20 protein-coding genes are annotated in these 15,535 nt (G+C 37.0%); 1 reads left to right on the forward strand and 19 read right to left on the reverse strand.

Annotated features, from left to right (window positions below):
- The 6 genes from BXY41_RS20195 to BXY41_RS20220 form a co-directional block, all read right to left on the reverse strand.
- Window positions 1-957: a hypothetical protein gene (locus BXY41_RS20195; protein ID WP_104438679.1), complete on the reverse strand. Its 957-nt coding sequence runs from the start codon at window positions 955-957 to the stop codon at window positions 1-3.
- Window positions 958-1,066: 109 nt separating this feature from the next.
- Window positions 1,067-2,632 (reverse strand): nitrite/sulfite reductase, encoded by a 1,566-nt coding sequence (locus BXY41_RS20200; protein ID WP_104438680.1) that lies wholly within the window; start codon window positions 2,630-2,632, stop codon window positions 1,067-1,069.
- Window positions 2,633-2,708: 76 nt separating this feature from the next.
- Window positions 2,709-3,143: an SRPBCC domain-containing protein gene (locus BXY41_RS20205; RefSeq protein WP_104438681.1), complete on the reverse strand. Its 435-nt coding sequence runs from the start codon at window positions 3,141-3,143 to the stop codon at window positions 2,709-2,711.
- 32 nt (window positions 3,144-3,175) lie between these two features.
- Window positions 3,176-4,372, reverse strand: coding sequence for an alpha/beta hydrolase family protein (locus BXY41_RS20210; RefSeq protein ID WP_104438682.1), 1,197 nt, complete (start codon window positions 4,370-4,372; stop codon window positions 3,176-3,178).
- A 76-nt stretch (window positions 4,373-4,448) separates the two neighbouring features.
- Window positions 4,449-5,090 carry a TetR/AcrR family transcriptional regulator gene (locus tag BXY41_RS20215; RefSeq protein WP_104438683.1) on the reverse strand — a complete coding sequence of 214 codons (642 nt, stop codon included), beginning with the start codon at window positions 5,088-5,090 and terminating at the stop codon, window positions 4,449-4,451.
- 141 nt (window positions 5,091-5,231) lie between these two features.
- A complete protein-coding gene (locus BXY41_RS20220; protein WP_104438684.1) occupies window positions 5,232-5,861 on the reverse strand; it encodes a hypothetical protein in 630 nt (209 codons plus the stop codon).
- Window positions 5,862-5,991: 130 nt separating this feature from the next.
- On the opposite strand from BXY41_RS20220, the gene BXY41_RS20225 reads away from it, so the two are divergent.
- Window positions 5,992-6,885: a LysR family transcriptional regulator gene (locus BXY41_RS20225; RefSeq protein ID WP_104438685.1), complete on the forward strand. Its 894-nt coding sequence runs from the start codon at window positions 5,992-5,994 to the stop codon at window positions 6,883-6,885.
- Window positions 6,886-7,083: 198 nt separating this feature from the next.
- On the opposite strand, the gene BXY41_RS20230 is transcribed toward BXY41_RS20225, so the two are convergent.
- The 13 genes from BXY41_RS20230 to BXY41_RS20290 form a co-directional block, all read right to left on the reverse strand.
- Window positions 7,084-7,905, reverse strand: coding sequence for a sugar nucleotide-binding protein (locus BXY41_RS20230; RefSeq protein WP_104438686.1), 822 nt, complete (start codon window positions 7,903-7,905; stop codon window positions 7,084-7,086).
- Window positions 7,906-7,928: 23 nt separating this feature from the next.
- Complete coding sequence (locus BXY41_RS20235; protein WP_104438687.1) at window positions 7,929-8,321, reverse strand: GNAT family N-acetyltransferase; 393 nt, start codon at window positions 8,319-8,321, stop codon at window positions 7,929-7,931.
- Window positions 8,322-8,462 carry a hypothetical protein gene (locus BXY41_RS26855; protein ID WP_170072485.1) on the reverse strand — a complete coding sequence of 47 codons (141 nt, stop codon included), beginning with the start codon at window positions 8,460-8,462 and terminating at the stop codon, window positions 8,322-8,324.
- Window positions 8,459-8,998, reverse strand: coding sequence for a flavodoxin family protein (locus BXY41_RS20240; protein WP_104438688.1), 540 nt, complete (start codon window positions 8,996-8,998; stop codon window positions 8,459-8,461). The genes BXY41_RS26855 and BXY41_RS20240 overlap by 4 nt, the downstream gene beginning before the upstream one ends.
- A 32-nt stretch (window positions 8,999-9,030) precedes the next feature.
- Complete coding sequence (locus BXY41_RS20245) at window positions 9,031-9,891, reverse strand: CPBP family intramembrane glutamic endopeptidase (protein ID WP_104438689.1); 861 nt, start codon at window positions 9,889-9,891, stop codon at window positions 9,031-9,033.
- A 37-nt stretch (window positions 9,892-9,928) separates the two neighbouring features.
- The gene (locus BXY41_RS20250; RefSeq protein WP_104438690.1) at window positions 9,929-10,453 is read right to left on the reverse strand and encodes a GyrI-like domain-containing protein; all 525 of its coding nucleotides are present in this window, start codon (window positions 10,451-10,453) and stop codon (window positions 9,929-9,931) included.
- 38 nt (window positions 10,454-10,491) lie between these two features.
- Complete coding sequence (locus BXY41_RS20255) at window positions 10,492-11,136, reverse strand: Type 1 glutamine amidotransferase-like domain-containing protein (RefSeq protein ID WP_104438691.1); 645 nt, start codon at window positions 11,134-11,136, stop codon at window positions 10,492-10,494.
- Between the two features lie 25 nt (window positions 11,137-11,161).
- Window positions 11,162-11,977: a phosphorylase family protein gene (locus BXY41_RS20260; protein ID WP_242980267.1), complete on the reverse strand. Its 816-nt coding sequence runs from the start codon at window positions 11,975-11,977 to the stop codon at window positions 11,162-11,164.
- Window positions 11,974-12,321 carry a hypothetical protein gene (locus tag BXY41_RS20265; RefSeq protein ID WP_104438692.1) on the reverse strand — a complete coding sequence of 116 codons (348 nt, stop codon included), beginning with the start codon at window positions 12,319-12,321 and terminating at the stop codon, window positions 11,974-11,976. Before BXY41_RS20265 ends, BXY41_RS20260 begins: the two co-directional genes overlap by 4 nt.
- 50 nt (window positions 12,322-12,371) lie before the next feature.
- Window positions 12,372-13,145, reverse strand: coding sequence for a TraX family protein (locus BXY41_RS20270; RefSeq protein WP_104438693.1), 774 nt, complete (start codon window positions 13,143-13,145; stop codon window positions 12,372-12,374).
- 19 nt (window positions 13,146-13,164) lie between these two features.
- Window positions 13,165-14,058 carry a phosphotransferase gene (locus BXY41_RS20275; protein WP_104438694.1) on the reverse strand — a complete coding sequence of 298 codons (894 nt, stop codon included), beginning with the start codon at window positions 14,056-14,058 and terminating at the stop codon, window positions 13,165-13,167.
- A gap of 102 nt (window positions 14,059-14,160) precedes the next feature.
- Entirely contained in the window at window positions 14,161-14,466 is a 306-nt protein-coding gene (locus tag BXY41_RS20280) for a stalk domain-containing protein (protein ID WP_146088588.1), read from the reverse strand.
- 532 nt (window positions 14,467-14,998) lie between these two features.
- Window positions 14,999-15,511, reverse strand: coding sequence for a DinB family protein (locus BXY41_RS20290; protein ID WP_104438696.1), 513 nt, complete (start codon window positions 15,509-15,511; stop codon window positions 14,999-15,001).
- Between the last annotated feature and the right edge of the window lie 24 nt (window positions 15,512-15,535).

Consider the following 15,535-nt stretch of genomic DNA (forward strand, 5'->3'; position numbering starts at 1 on the left):
TTATGACTTTAGCCGGTCATATTTCTGATGAATCCTCATGCAGTCATCAAGCAATTCAAGGAGTGCATAAAGCTGGGACAGCTTTTTTCTCCCTTCAGTAAAGCCCTGTATATCTTCCGCTTTCCTTAATGCCTTTCTGTTTTCCCCAGTCAGCCTGTTAATTGCAGTTCTTACCCCTTCTGCAGCAGACCGGGATACCTCTTTAAAGACATTAAATATCTGGATCGCCGTTTTCTGAACTGCCTCCATATAGGCATTTATCTCTTTTTCGCTGGTTGCGAGATTCTTCTTTCTGATAACCAGCGCCTTGCCTTTTTCCGATAATTGTGTGGATTGCTTCGGATCTGCAGCTTCCCCCATTTCTTTTAACTCTTCTGCATCTCTTTGAAAGATTTTGATTTCTTCTTCCAGTTTTGTTTTCTTTTCTTTTAGATTCCTGATCTCAGGAATCATGGCAAGCAGTGTCTGCTCTAAGTTAAATATGCTGCTTTGCAGAATCTCTGCCTGAAGAACAAGCTGTGATTCCAGCCGCAGGGCTTCTTTTTCCCCAAGCAGCTGAGTGATGGCATGGTGCATTCGTGGAATCTCCTCCACCGCTTTTAGATGGACAAACGTATCGGTGTCAGTCACCTCATCCTGATAGGAGTAATCCCAGGTCAACTCATTTAGTATTTCATTCCATAAGTTAAGATTTGCCTGTACTCGTTTCGCCTTTTCCGTGACAGCCACAAAGGTTTCCACTTCATCTTTCAGTTGGTCAATCTCAGTTCTTACTAAGACAGCCAGCTCAGCAATATCCTTTAAATTAAGATTATTCTTAGAGGCGAGACCTTTCAGCTCTTGTGCATATGGAGGTACTTCTCCGGCAGGTATGTATTCCTCTACAATTTTATCCAGGGTAAAATGAAGCGGTTTTTTTAAGCTGCCTTTTTCAAGCAGTCTGACCAGAAATCCCATTTTAACATCCCTTCAGGAATTATGCACGCAGTTGCATCTTACCTTACTTTATGCATCCTGAGTCTTATTATTGCAAAGAACACTACCTTAGAATACCAGCCATAACAATTTAGCTGATCAGAAATGGTTTCGTCAAATCCTCAAACTCTTTCTGGTATTCTTTCAGATAATCCATAAAATACATTCCTTTTGTATCTAATACCTGGGAGAGCTTCACCATAAAATCCGGAATATCTTCCTTTCTTAATGCACCCATGCAGTTCCCCATACGGGTTTTATCTTTCTCCACTGCTCCACCTACATGAAGTTCAAAGGCCTCTGCCGGAGCATCGGAAATACGTTTTTTACAGCCAGCAAATCCAATTTCACTTACCTGGTGCCTGGAACAGGAATTAAAACACCCTGATATGGAAACAGAAGGCAGATAATCCGTGTTAATATTATTTTCCATCAGTGCCCTGTTTATTTCTTTTAATAATGTCTGGCTCTCTAAAACGCCTATCTGGCAGGTTGGCACTCCCACACAGCTCACACTCATACCAATTCCTGTAACCTGATTGATCTCTCTCATTCTTGCAAGAAGGTCTTCTCCTTCTTCTCTGGACAGGTTGCGGATATACATGCTCTCCGTCATACTAAGGCGAATGTCCTGCTGTTTATCCATCAAAAATGAAATGATTTCTTCCAGGGCTTTCACAGGCAGCTGTCCGCACTGGGGATGAATAACAGCTGTGTAAAATCCCGCCTGTTTTTGGGGGATCAGATTACTGCTGTCTGCATGGATATCTGCTGACTGCACCTTAACTTCTGTTTTACATATTCCGGCTGCTTCCACATTAATAGTTAAGTCCATGGATTCCTTTACCTGGGCGAGATGCTTTTTGTAACAATCCATGAATGCTTCTTCCCCCATCCTTTTTGGGATGTATCTCAGTCTTGCTTTTCCCTTGTTCTCATAATCTCCTTCTGCCGCAAATATTCTTGTTACAGCTTCCACATGATACAGAACCTGATTTGGGGGAATCAATTCATCATATGGTAAAGCCACTGCAGGATTGTTGCCTAATCCGCCTGCCAGATACATTTTAAAAGAAGGGGTTCCCTGATCCATGACTGCCATAAAGCCCAAATCATTGATGGTACAGTTAGCTGTATCCGCCTCGTTGTTGGAAAATGCTATTTTCAGTTTACGGGGCAAATGATATTCCATAATCCGCTCCATGACGTACCGGTTCACCTGCTGCGCATAGGGAGTGGGATCAAACGCTTCCGTTTTATCCACACCAGACAGGGGAGACAATGCGACATTACGGGGATAATTGCCGCCTCCTCCTCTTGTATACAAACCATGGTCAATGGCGGTTTCCATGATATCACAGACAGAATCAATATCCAGATCATGAAGCTGAATGGCCTGCCTGGTTGTAAGGTGAATTCTCTCTAAACCAAATTGCACGGCAAATTTATGGATTAATTTCAAATGGGAAAATGATAAGATCCCGCAGGGTATCCTCAAACGAATCATAAAAGCTTTGCCGCCCCTTTGCGCATAAACACCCATGCCTCCGGATTTTCCCTTAAATTCAGCGGACGTAATTTCCTTATTCACGAACTTATGACCGGCTTCTCTGAATTCCCCTATTTCCTCTTTTAGTTTTTCATTGTATTCCTTCAATGTTTTTCTCCTATTAACCTATATGATTTAATAGTTTTATATTACCATAAAACAGGAATAGAATAAAATATTTTTTTTATTTTGTTTCACAAATTTGTTTTAATTTTTTGTTCATCGCCTCAAATCCCGCTTTTGTTCCATTATCCAATGACTTTTTTAACATCGGCAATAAGATACCATTGAATTTCTCTCTTTGGATAAATGTGGTAGTGCCATCCGAATTCTCAATTAATTCTAATATATGCTCTCCATCAAATAATCCCGGAAAACCAGTGTGCCCAAGCCAGCGAAATTCTTTGTTTCTCTGAAATTTTAGGACTGTTGGTTTAAAAACCATCCCTTTTGAACCGGGCGGAACCATCTTAACTTCTATTCTCTCTCCTACTGCCGGTTTTCCCTTTAAATATACCATAAATGGATTCCAGTCTGGAAAAGCACGAAAATCAGTTAAAACATTCCATACTACACTGGCTGATGCATGAATACGTATTTCTGTTCTTATTTCTTTCATTTGCATTTCCTCCTGAGATCTGACTATATTTTTTACTCAAACACTTCATCCATCCAGTCAAACATCACTTGATGAAATAATGCGTGATTGCCTTCCTGACAATGCTCTTCTGCGCCTTCCCCGATTGTGAATACCCTTACGGTCTTAGGTGCTGTTATTTCTTCAAGCAGAGAATCCAGCTGATCCTGGGACACAAAATGATCTGTTTCACCCATAGTAAGCAATACGGGACATTTTATTTTTCCTGCAATTCCTTTCAATGAAGCTTTCTTCATCTCTTCAAACAATTCGTAACGATGTTTCAGACCAAAAACCCATTTGCCATTGTTTAGCATCCATCTTAAGTTGGAATTATGCTCTTCAGCCATGGCAAGCATCTGCTCTCGTTTCTCCACGGGAAGCTTTAATACCTCTGCTAACTGTGGATTTTGATTTAAAGTGGAATCAAAGGTGTCATAAAATACATTAAATGCGATGCAGGCCTTAATTCTCTGGTCAAAGGCTGCTGCTCTTGGTGCAAAATAACCGCCAAGGCTCATGCCCAGAAGCCCGATCTTTTCATGATCCACTTCTTCTCTCGTTTCCAGATAATCAAGAGCCGCTTTTACCGGAACTTCCGCATCGTAACGCATAAAGAGGTTTTGCTTGCGAAGCGCTTCTCCCTGACCAGGCATCTCAAAGATCAGACAGTGATATCCCCTTTTAATTGCAGCAGCTGCACCGCAAAAATAAAGTTCCTGCAAGGTAGAATCATATCCTCCGATCATAACCAGTACCGGGCGTTTCGTTAATTCTTCCTTCTTGTCATCAGACGCACCGTAAAAATACCCCTTCAGATACGTATCTTCATAAGGAATTTTTACAATCTCAAAATGGCTGTTTAATAAATCCATCGCTTTTTCAAAGGATTCTACACTCTTATCAAAATTCTCCATTCGTCTTTCATCCGTTCCGTCTAAAAAGAATTCTCCAGTCCGGTAATAATTATGAGCCCGTAAAAAGGCTTCTCTGGCGCTCACGTTATGATGCTTATTGAAACAGTCAGTTGCAGTCTCATAAGTTCTGTCCGCTGTTTTTTTCCACTCCTGAAACCAGCTTTCAAAGTTTCCCTCTTCAATTTTTGCTGCTGTTGCAAGACATTCTCCTATCTCTGCACCCTGGTATCCGGCATAAGATGCTGCTCTTAATAATTCAAACGAAAATGCCTGATCTTTAAAAAATAATTTCATGATCTGTACCTCCTTAATATTTTCACTGAGCATACAGTGAATTAAATTTTATAATGAATACCTGGAATCTATATTACTATAGTTCCCAGGTTAATAGTGTGTATTCAACGACCTGAATCAGATAGTGTTCCCGGTCACTGTGATAAAAACTATGATTACCAAAAAATACATCCTGTAAAATGTAGGAATAAATCGCACTCCAAAACTGATTGACCATCATAAAGATATCAAAAGAACGAATTTCTTTTCTGTCAACAAAAACTTGAACCCGCTTCATGGTTTGTCCCAGAAGTAAACTCACATGCTGGCTGAAACGCTCTGTATATTCTTCTGAGAATGCACTTTTTTCTTTTAAAAGAATTTGAAGCACATATTTATCCTTTGCAATATATGCAAAGAATATATTCCCAAGTGAAATAAGAAGTTCCTTCAGTGACAGCGTATCTTCTAATCCGGCAATCTCTGCTTCCACTAATAAATACCGGTCATCTAAAAATTCCTTCAGGATAATATCTAACATCTGCTTCTTTCCTTCCGGAAAATAATGATAGATTAATCCATCTGCCATTCCAATGTTTCTTGTAATCTCTCTGGTTGTCGTCGCGTGGAACCCCTTTAACGCAAATAATTCTTTTGCTGACTCCAGGAGCTGTTCTCTTCTCTCAATTGCCTGAAGATCGCGGCTGGTAAGATTTGTTGCATCTTTTATTGATTTCATTTCATTCACCACCTGTTCAATGAACATTATATACCCGACATAAAAAAAATGCAATGATTATTTTGTATTTTACTTTTTTCCTAAATTTGAGGACTTCATCTATTTGGGGCATAGCGCAGGCAGGTCTTTACCTATGCATAATCAGTATTCACCTGGTGTTAACCATATGTACATAGTATCCTGACTGATACCAGATTCATATATTGCTGCACTGCCATTTTTATACGTCACCTGACTTCCGTTATGTACAAATCCATAACGTGTTTCATCTGCACCGCCATCTAATAAGTCTCCAGTAAGCTGCCATAATGACATTCCCATGTCTTCACCACAAATGAAAGTGAAAAATCTTAATACGGCTTTCATATATTTACTTTCATCCGAATCTGGATTATAGTCAAATTTCCAAGTAGATGTATCAATCCCCACTCTCTTATCTTTTAAAATAATTGTCCAGTCAGAGGGCTCACCCTTTTCATAGTCTTCTAAAGCTAATATTTTGAAGCTCTTTCCATATTTTTTTTCCAACACGGTATTCAGACTATGAATATTTTCTTCTAATTCTTTTGTTTTGTCATAATACAATTGTTCGCCATTACCTACATCATTCTCACTTTGCTCCATATTATTAATTACTAATACACTGGTGTTATCCCCATCATCGGAATTTGATCCAATTGATTCTGTAAGCCTGCTGTTACATGCAAATGCATTAAATATAATAATTACTAAAACGACTGCTGCCAAGCCCTTTTTTAAATATTTTATCATTTCGTCTCCTTTAATTTTACCTGCAATGCAAATTGCATTTCTATTCTTTTATGATAAAATATTTTTATACTGCTGAAAATATAAAGTTATTAGGGTTTTTGTTCATTTAAAATGAATAATAGGAGAACATATGGAATTAAAACAGCTTCAAACAATTAAAAATATACTGAATGAGGGAAGTTACTTAAAAGCGGCAGAAAAGATGGGGTATGTGCCCTCCACCGTCACACTCCATATTCAGCAATTGGAAGATGAGATGGGGATTAAATTATTTGAGAAAAAAGGCCGGAGAATGGTACTTTCAAAAGAAGGCGATTTCTTTTGGACCAATGCCAGACCTCTTCTTGAACATGCAGATTTTTTTAAACAGACAATGGACAATTTTGTTACTGGTCAGATGGGGCATATCAGATTGGGGACAATCAGTACCATTGGAAGATCTCTGTTAATTCCAAAAGTAATTGCTTTCTGCAAGAAGTATCCTGACATGAAGCTGACCTTTGAACTTAACAGCTCGGAAATTATTACACAAAAAATAGTCAATAACCAATTGGATATTGCAATAGGATTTGCCCCTCCATCAAATCTTAACCTTTACTTTGAACCAATTTGCCTGGAACCAATGGATTTGCTGTTGCCTGTTGGACATCCGCTCGCCACTAAGAAAGAGATCACCCTTAAGGATTTAAGTAATGAAAATTTACTTCTTACCGAATCTTACTGTTCTTATCGGAATGAAGTTGATAAGCATTTCAGTGCCTTCGGAATACCGCTTAAATCCATGATACAAATAAACGATGGAAAAACAATTATTCAGTTCGTTCAGGCTGGTGTTGGCTGTTCTATCTTACCAGTTGCTGCTATAGATCCAGTTCCAGATCTGACCGTCAGGCGAAAACTGTCAAATATAGAATTCGGTCTGATGATTGGTGTTATCCGCAGAAAGGAGCAACTGGAAAAAGCATCAGAAAGGCTTTATAATGAGCTTGTTTATGAGTTAAAAAAACAGGGAACAAGATCATGACTTAAGCAACAAAATTTTCTCAGTTTGCAAACTTCCCTCTGCACTTTTTCGTTCTAATAATGCACATAAATGACGAAAGAATTCTCTTGCGTCTTGAAAATCCTGCCTTGCGGTGCCACGTTTCAGGCTTTCCACTGCTTACAAGATACCAGCTGAAGCTGTGGGAAAGCCGATCCTCATTTATGTGTATTTTAGACGTTATTCCTGCACATGACCCAAATATTCCAACACGTCCGTTACACTGCGTTGCAGTTCATCCGGTATTTCTGTTCTGCCTGGTATCACCGCCTGAAAACACTTCTCTAAGCTTTCTTCTTTCTGAAAAACAGGTTCCTTTAATTCCAGTATTTTAGAAAGTTCCAATTGAAATCTCATATAATCGCAAGTATCCTTTGTTCCAATATGGAATACTCCACCAAGATCTTTTTTGATGATATAGGAAATCCATTCTGCGATTTGAATATCAGTTGTATAATTTACATAAAATTGAGGATAGGTGTCAATTGGTGTATTGTTTTTCGTATCCTCTGCCAGCTTTAAAATCCTGGGAGAATTTTTTCCGTAAATCTGAGGTATGCGGACGATAACACATCTTTCATTCAATTTGTCCTGTAGCAGCTGTTCGCATTTTATTTTAAAATTTCCATAATCTGATTGTGAATTAGTTTTATCCGATTCGTAATGAGGTTTTTCCATTGCTGCATCAAACACATTGGAGCTAGATATAAAAATTAATTTCCCACCTTTAATTGGCAATAAATAATCAGCTGCAATAGTATGTAATCCCAGCTGTAATTGAAAATCTCCTCTCAAACTGGAAATTATTATTTGTGGCTGTACGTGATCCAATATTCTTTTTATGGAATCAGTATCCTCAAGCTGCATTTGAAACACCTTATTTTCATCCAGGCAATTAATTTTTTGTGTGTAATAGGTTCCATATACCTCATATTTATTAATAAGTGCTTTCGCAATTGCCTGACCAGCATAACTGCTTGCACCCAAAATCAGAATTCTCATTTACCTACTCCTTTGTCATACTGTTACTCCCCTGCTGTATTGTCTATCCAGTACCGGTTAATCTCAATCCCATCTTCATCTAAGGTCTGATTTTCTAAAACCCCATTATTATGTAAAATAACCTTTTGGGAAGGAATATTATCACAATCACAGGTTACAAGGACCTTTGTGATCCCCATCTCCTTTAATTTCTTCAAAGCCAGACTAAGAATCAGACTGCCATATCCATTTCCCCGATATTCCGGGCATATCCCATATCCAATATGACCTCCATCCACAATATTTGTGTGATTTAGAAAATGCCTTAAAGATACTGCCCCTAAAATTGTTCCATCGCTATTTTTGAGAAAGAACAACGTTTGTGGTACTTCTTCTCCAATATTTCTACCGGCACTCCGGTCATCAATAAATTCCATTCATTCTGTATAGTTTCCGGTAAAATGTCTAAGTAGTCCCGGATTCATTCTGCCGCCAAACAACCGCCATTTATCAGTCAAAAGTCTCACGGCCTCTTCATCAGAATTACAGGGCTTTTCCAGATAATATTCTTCCATCAAATCTTTTCCCCCAGTTTACGTGCCTCCAAAAGTGCCGCATGTCCTAAAATATCTCCCTTTCCGGCTACGCCCGGAACTGTGATTACTCCCCCATTTTCCAGAGAAAAATAGCTTAGTACAGAATGATACATCGTGATCAGTGAATCAAAAACACTTGGTATTTCATCTGCACAAACAGCTAACAAAACAAGCTTTTTCACTTTAAACGTATTACGTATAGGATTATGCAGCCGATCAATCATACACTTTAATTGGGAACTGACACCGTAGAAATAAACGGGAGTGGCTATGACAAAAACATCCGCATCAGCAAGTCTCTCGTAGATTTCCTGCATATCATCTTTTTGTACGCAATTATGACTGTCGTCTCTGTAGCAAAAATCGCAGCCTGTGCAGCCGTTAACCTTTTTTCCAATTACAGAAATAACTTCTACGCTGTTCTCCTGTTTATTAATACCGTTAATAAACGCATTTACAAGAATTTCTGTATTACCATTTCTTCTGGGACTGCCTAATAAAACTGCAATCTTTGCCATCTTAGTACCTCCATGATTAGATCTGACCCGCTTTATTGTTCATTACGAAATGTCGTTTTTTTGCCAGCACCACTTTTAAAGTAAATAATGAGAACAATTAAAAATGAGAGCGTCTGAGCAACGGAAATGCGAATTACCTGTAATTGATCTGCGCCTGATATTGTTGTGATATGTAAAAGATTAATGATGGTATTATTAAAAAAATGATCTGCCATGGACATCCAAAGTGATCCGGTAATTTTAGTCAGCAAACAAAATTTTGCGCCGGTGATACCTGTGGTTAGAATAAGAATAATAGCAGTAAAAAGCGTCCCCATGGGGCTGATTTCTCCATCCAGCAAACTCCGCACAGGTGCTGCAATATGCCAGAAGCCAAAGAGGACAGAAGAAACTACCATGGCTTTTATAAAAGAGTTTTTTGCCTCCAGAAGTCTGACGAATAGTCCACGAAAGATTCCCTCTTCCATAACCACATTTATAATGTTCCCAACAATGCAAAACAAGAAAAACAGGATTCCGGTCTGCATACCCTGATTACCATCAATCGCATAGCTGGTCACATATATTTTCAAAGAAGGACTGCCATTTCTCCCTGTCTGCATGAAAAATTCGGTACCATAGGCGATCAGATACACCGTCACTCCAAGCAGTAAACCATAGAGTATGTTTTTTACAACTGCATGTTTCGTAAATCCAATCTCTGACCATTTACACGATACATATTGTAATGCTATCCCAAGCACAAGAATCCCCAGCAGCTTATGGATAAAAGCTTCTCCAAACATTGACTGGTCCGTTCGGAAGAGCAGATATTCAAGAGCCCTGAACGAGAAGCATATTAAATAAATAGTTAAAACAAATAAAACAGGATGAATATAATTATCTTTCTTCATGTGGATCCTCCAATAATGAAATGCTGGGGTCAAAATCCTAGTCTGCTAAATAGATGCCATAATCCAATATTATATTTCCATCAGCATCCTGTTCTGTAAAACGTGGACAATTATATCGTTCAAAGAAACAGGCTCTGTTTTCATAATCACTTCTGAAGTTTCCCATTCCTTCTTCCTTGAATTTAGATATACAATCCCCATGCATATCGTAAATCCCATCATTTTCCTTACCGCTTATCCAGCAAACGGCAACATCACTTTCCGGGAGATCTATAAAAGCAAATCCATCTGGTGCCTCTGTGTTTTCCGGAAGGAACATACCAATCCAGTATTCAAAGGTATTTTCTATACTGGAAAAGTCGCAGCGCATGAAACCAATATAACCATTTTCAATGTTTTTCAGTTCTCCCAGCTTTTCAAGGGACGTAAACCAGCCATTTTCAAACCACTCACCCCATTTGTGTCCGAATCCACCGATTCTGTCCGCATTTGTATATCGTTTTCCGATAAAGCGAAGGGATGGTAAGTGCTCTTTGGTAACCTTTGTTATTTTTGCTGACATATTTTGTTCCTCCTCATATACTCATTTATTATTCGCTCTTAAGATGATATCTGCTTAACCGCATGCTCATCTAATATAAAAATATCACCCAAAAGTTCAACATCTCCATCTTTACATATGATTGCCGCACCATCACATAATCCATAAATACAATAGTCATTAGATAATTCCAGTAATTCATCAGTTACATGAGTATAATCAAAATGCGGCTCTACTGAAATATCCACAAGACCTAGTGCTCTATATATTTCCTGCTGGTGATGATCACAGGTAGTGGTACAAACAGCAATCTTAGCCATGTTAATTGCACCTGCGCTCATACCTATAATTACCCCATTATGATTAGTAAGGACTTTGTCCAACCCGTATTCTTTAAGATATTTAAACTGAGTCGGTGTGTCTCCACCGGAAATCCAAATAACATCCCCATCTTTCACCACTCGCTGTGCTTCCTCTTTTGTCATCCTGTTATCAACAATACAGCAGCCATAAAACCTGATACCGGCATTCTGAAACTTACTTAAAAACAGTTTGAAATATCTATCATTAATCTCCTGAAAATCATTAAATTCTGATGCGATAAATACAAAATTCTTACGATTCACAATAATTTCATTCAGCCGCTCTGCAAACTTAATGGGAAAATCATTATGGAACATACTTGTCAAAATACTGATTGCCATAATTGTACCTCTTACCTCTCATCTATTATCTATTATGAAAGAGCTCTGTAATAATTTGGGGGAAAAGTTCACTTCTTACCTTTTTTCGATATTCCATTTCTTCCGATGTGCGACCACTTACTAAAGATTTGTTGACCACAGTATTGTCTGAAACACTAAAGAGCGCTGCCATTGGTATGCCAGCAAATGTGGCTGCACGAAAAGCAGCCGCAGTCTCCATCTCAATAACATTACAGCCCAGCCCAATGATTTCGTCTATATGCACAAACTGTGCAAATACTGTATCAGTACTAAAATTATTTCCAACATGCCATTTTACATGGTTTTCTTCACATATATGGCTTGTGGCTTCTTTCAGGCGATCAAGCATGATTTTATCTGGATATTGTTTCTCTCCAAATACATCTCCATCTGCAAGTTTCTCCGAAGCTAAGTACCGACTTGCGCCGTCACCACAAACGGAATAATCAGGAATCACAATATCTCCAATACCCATTTTATTATCCAATGCTCCCACAGACCCAATAAAAATAATTTGTTTGCATAAAGTGACGCCTAATGCCAAAATAACATCCATTAATACAGGTGCACCTATTCCTGTTTTTATATAACTAATCTTCAAGTCATCAACCATAAGATTCCATACTTTTATTGAAGAATAATTAGATTCACTTAAATATTCAAAATTTCCGAAATTGGGGAATGTAGATGGTTCCCACCATGGAGCGATAATTACATTTTCATGTATTTGGTCTGGATTTACTCCTATGCTGTGAATACAGATATCACTCTTCGTTGACCCAAACCGTTCCATACTACCTATTAAATCCTGATAATTCATATGTATTCCTCTCTTTCTAAAGATTGTCCCTCGTAACCTTCCAGATAAGTAACATTTTTATTTTGACTTTTCGCATACTCTATTTCGGATTCTGTGCTTTTACCAATATATCCATCTTTATTAATAACAAATATAGTATCTGCCATATCAATTTTTCTTTTATGCATGTCATCAAGCAATTCCTTTGTTTCCTTTGTCATGACCTCATCTTTTTCACATAATTCAAAAAATCCTACAGAAATCACGATACACCCTTTTAAGGTAAGCTCCTTCTGTATTTTTAGAAATTCATCTTTAAATTTTGTACTTCCACAAAGAGTTACTACTTTGTATTTTCCTACCATGATTCCCTCTATACTTATTTTTTATTTCCCTTATCATCTGTTCTGAATTTCTAAAAACATAAATTTCCTATCCAGAATAAAGCCACAATATGGATTGGATAGAATAAATAGAACAGATATTTATAACCCTTACCCTTTTTACCATTATACAAGTACATGAATGGTAGAGTTCCGATCATCATCCATTGATAATTTTCATAAAATAATCCTTCAATACTAAAGTTATTTATTGCTGTCAATACAAAAAAGATTAAGCAAAATATTGTGTAAGCAGTAGCCAGACTCTTTTTATTTTCTTTCGTGAAATACATTAATACACCCAGAAATACAAACAAAATACTTCCTTCCGTAAAAATGATATTTCCCATTAATGCCCCTGCCAGTTCAAAAACACCATAACCACCTATGATCTGTTTTGTAAGAATACAGATTATCGTACTGAATATCTGATACAGGCAAAACAAAATTATATACCTGTTTCCTTTCTTTTTATCATTCTTACGAATTTCTAAAATCCATGAAACAACACCGATCAGAAATAAAGTGACAAATATATTATTACTTATATAGCAATAAGGATCCTGATATATATTATTACATATGTAATTTATTAACGCCATTATAACTCCAAATCCGTACATCCTGGATAAATATACTTTCCTGTTAGAAGTATAGTAAAATCCCCATGCCATGCAAAAAAAGAAAATTGGGGCAGAGATCCTACCTATCCAGTGTAACCAGATTGGCGCACCCGGAATGAATTCCGCAACATGATCCAAAAACATAAATATGAGTGCCAGTATTTTTAGCATTGTACTTGTCATGAGTTTATTCTTCTTTCATTTATTTTAATAATATCTGCTTTTCTTTCTCATAATCTAATTTTTTAAAAGAAAGAAATGTAAAATAATCCAAAGTATTAAGTATCTCCGCGCATTGATATTCATGATTATCTATTTGCACTGGACAAATAATTTCCTGATCGTAAAAACAATCCGTTCCATAGAGGAAACCACCATTCAGACGAAAATACCCCATATATTCAGGTGTAAATAAAGAACTTCCAAAATCAAAAATGCCCTTTATCTTCCTGGTGCTTTTGTCAATAAAAATATTATTCCAATGTAAATCGAGATGTGCAAACACTGCAGAACTCTGCTTTTTCTGGTTTAAGTTTTTGCAATTTTCGTTCACTTTATCTCTTATGGCTCTGCATTCAATCTCTGTTATACTTCCATAACGGCAACAATCACTCAATGCCGTTTCTACTATATTCTTGTAAGAATCAGTCCATAGTCTGAACTGTCCTATCCTGCCATTCTTGTAAATTCCTCCAAATGAATCAGACTTTATGTGATTCATCTTTTCAAGCATACGCAACGCTTGTTTTTTTATATCCTTACGTTCCTCATCATCTAAGAATCTCCATAGGTCTCCTAATAACTTATAATCCATAAATTCAGTTATTATAAATTTCTCTTCCAGATTATAATCAAAGACCTGTGGACAGGGGATACCCTCCTTTTCACATAAAGATGTACCTATGATCTCCCGTTCTATCTGATTTTCATACAGTTCCGGAAGATTCTTCTTGTTCTGAATTTTAATAAAATATTTTTGTTCTTTGTAGCCTGCTATGTAAGATGAGTTAACATCGCCTTTACTGCATAGATTCATACTTATATTTTTAATGTTTGTATGAAATAAATTTTCCAGGGATTTATTTAGCAATTCCATTTGTTATACCTTATCTTTCTTTACTGTCTTAATAAAAAATGCATCAAAAAACTACTAACTAAATTTAGAGTTAGTAGTTTTGAACAATATTATTAATTGAATTTAGAGGAATTGTGAACGTTTATTATCGAGTATTAAATTAACTGTATTATTCGCTCCGTCATAGTTAACGCTATATCCAAGTATTTCAAATAATTCATTTGCCGGTATATATAAACTCTCATTTTGTTCATTGTCCATTGTTACCGAGATTAGTGACTTACTAAGTGGCAACGATTCCCCGTTCAGGGTAATTTTTGTATTGCTCAAAGCCGCTGACTTAATGCCTGTTGCAGCATAAACAGTTGTTATACCCATAGTTCCAATAATTATCCCGGCTACTAAACTTTTTACATCAAACTTTTTCATATACACTTCTCCCCATTTTTAGAATTAATGCTAATCTTATATTTTATATCATACACCGTTAACTACTTAGCATCAATATTTTTGTAATAAAACATTAATAATCAATCTACTATGAATGTGTAACCATGTATTATATACTTATTTTAAAAGGAGGTTTCTTATGATCGCTTATTTTCCATTGCTATTGAATTTGCTTGAACTATTTAAATACGTCGTCTACTTTACGTTTTTTCTATGCTGCATAAAGTACTTAAAAAGTAAATAGATAAGGAGGTTACTGTAAATATGATTAACCACTTTGGTTGGTCTTCATTGACGTGTGTATATACTACAGATGATAAAAATCGGATTCAGGAAACGCTTTACGAAAACAATATTCCCTTCAAATTAAGTGTAAAGGACTTATCCATTAAAAATACGTTCGATCTACCTTATGCCGGAATAGGTACTAACAAACTGAAATTGTCCTATACCTTTTACGTAAAGAAAAAAGATATTGAATTTGCACTGCACCTGATCAAGTAATTTTTATTTATGAACCTTCTGGCTCGTTATAGGCATACCAGTCTGATTCGGGCAACCCCTTTTCACGCAAAATGCCATTCAGGTAGCCGATGTTATACATGATATGTCTTATTTGCCCTATAATAACATCTGCATAAGTGTATTGCGGGTTGTTGCCAAAAACGGAAGTCCCCAGTTTTTCATCATTCAGATGATCAAATACTCCTGTGGACTTTATTTGTATTGCATCAAGATACTCTCGCATTTTTGCTTTCGATATAAATAATCCATCATAATTGTCTGCATATAAGTCAGTCGTATAGGCATCATCAAAAACCATTGTACGCCACTCACTGTCGTCATACTTCTCACGCATCCAGAAATCAATATAATAAACATAATGGAAAACCTGCTGCCAAAAGGGCACTTCATTATATGATGAGGCCCATATTTCTTCCGGACAAATATCCACAAGAATAACTGCCATATGAAATGTAGAATCAAACTGATTGCGCAAAGCCTCTGTTACTAAGTTACTCATTATATTTCCCCCTGTATAATTCAT

The sequence above is a fragment of the Lacrimispora xylanisolvens genome, from assembly GCF_002934545.1.
GTDB lineage: Bacteria > Bacillota > Clostridia > Lachnospirales > Lachnospiraceae > Lacrimispora > Lacrimispora xylanisolvens.

Bases quoted from the DNA above. Each gene is read 5' to 3' on its own strand.
- BXY41_RS20195 (WP_104438679.1), bottom strand. From the start codon at position 957: ATGGGATTTCTGGTCAGACTGCTTGAAAAAGGCAGCTTAAAAAAACCG.
- BXY41_RS20205 (WP_104438681.1), bottom strand. From the start codon at position 3,143: ATGAAAGAAATAAGAACAGAAATACGTATTCATGCATCAGCCAGTGTA.
- BXY41_RS20210 (WP_104438682.1), bottom strand. From the start codon at position 4,372: ATGAAATTATTTTTTAAAGATCAGGCATTTTCGTTTGAATTATTAAGA.
- BXY41_RS20215 (WP_104438683.1), bottom strand. From the start codon at position 5,090: ATGAAATCAATAAAAGATGCAACAAATCTTACCAGCCGCGATCTTCAG.
- BXY41_RS20220 (WP_104438684.1), bottom strand. From the start codon at position 5,861: ATGATAAAATATTTAAAAAAGGGCTTGGCAGCAGTCGTTTTAGTAATT.
- BXY41_RS20225 (WP_104438685.1), top strand. From the start codon at position 5,992: ATGGAATTAAAACAGCTTCAAACAATTAAAAATATACTGAATGAGGGA.
- BXY41_RS20230 (WP_104438686.1), bottom strand. From the start codon at position 7,905: ATGAGAATTCTGATTTTGGGTGCAAGCAGTTATGCTGGTCAGGCAATT.
- BXY41_RS20235 (WP_104438687.1), bottom strand. From the start codon at position 8,321: ATGGAATTTATTGATGACCGGAGTGCCGGTAGAAATATTGGAGAAGAA.
- BXY41_RS20240 (WP_104438688.1), bottom strand. From the start codon at position 8,998: ATGGCAAAGATTGCAGTTTTATTAGGCAGTCCCAGAAGAAATGGTAAT.
- BXY41_RS20245 (WP_104438689.1), bottom strand. From the start codon at position 9,891: ATGAAGAAAGATAATTATATTCATCCTGTTTTATTTGTTTTAACTATT.
- BXY41_RS20250 (WP_104438690.1), bottom strand. From the start codon at position 10,453: ATGTCAGCAAAAATAACAAAGGTTACCAAAGAGCACTTACCATCCCTT.
- BXY41_RS20255 (WP_104438691.1), bottom strand. From the start codon at position 11,136: ATGGCAATCAGTATTTTGACAAGTATGTTCCATAATGATTTTCCCATT.
- BXY41_RS20260 (WP_242980267.1), bottom strand. From the start codon at position 11,977: ATGAATTATCAGGATTTAATAGGTAGTATGGAACGGTTTGGGTCAACG.
- BXY41_RS20265 (WP_104438692.1), bottom strand. From the start codon at position 12,321: ATGGTAGGAAAATACAAAGTAGTAACTCTTTGTGGAAGTACAAAATTT.
- BXY41_RS20270 (WP_104438693.1), bottom strand. From the start codon at position 13,145: ATGACAAGTACAATGCTAAAAATACTGGCACTCATATTTATGTTTTTG.
- BXY41_RS20275 (WP_104438694.1), bottom strand. From the start codon at position 14,058: ATGGAATTGCTAAATAAATCCCTGGAAAATTTATTTCATACAAACATT.
- BXY41_RS20280 (WP_146088588.1), bottom strand. From the start codon at position 14,466: ATGAAAAAGTTTGATGTAAAAAGTTTAGTAGCCGGGATAATTATTGGA.
- BXY41_RS20290 (WP_104438696.1), bottom strand. From the start codon at position 15,511: ATGAGTAACTTAGTAACAGAGGCTTTGCGCAATCAGTTTGATTCTACA.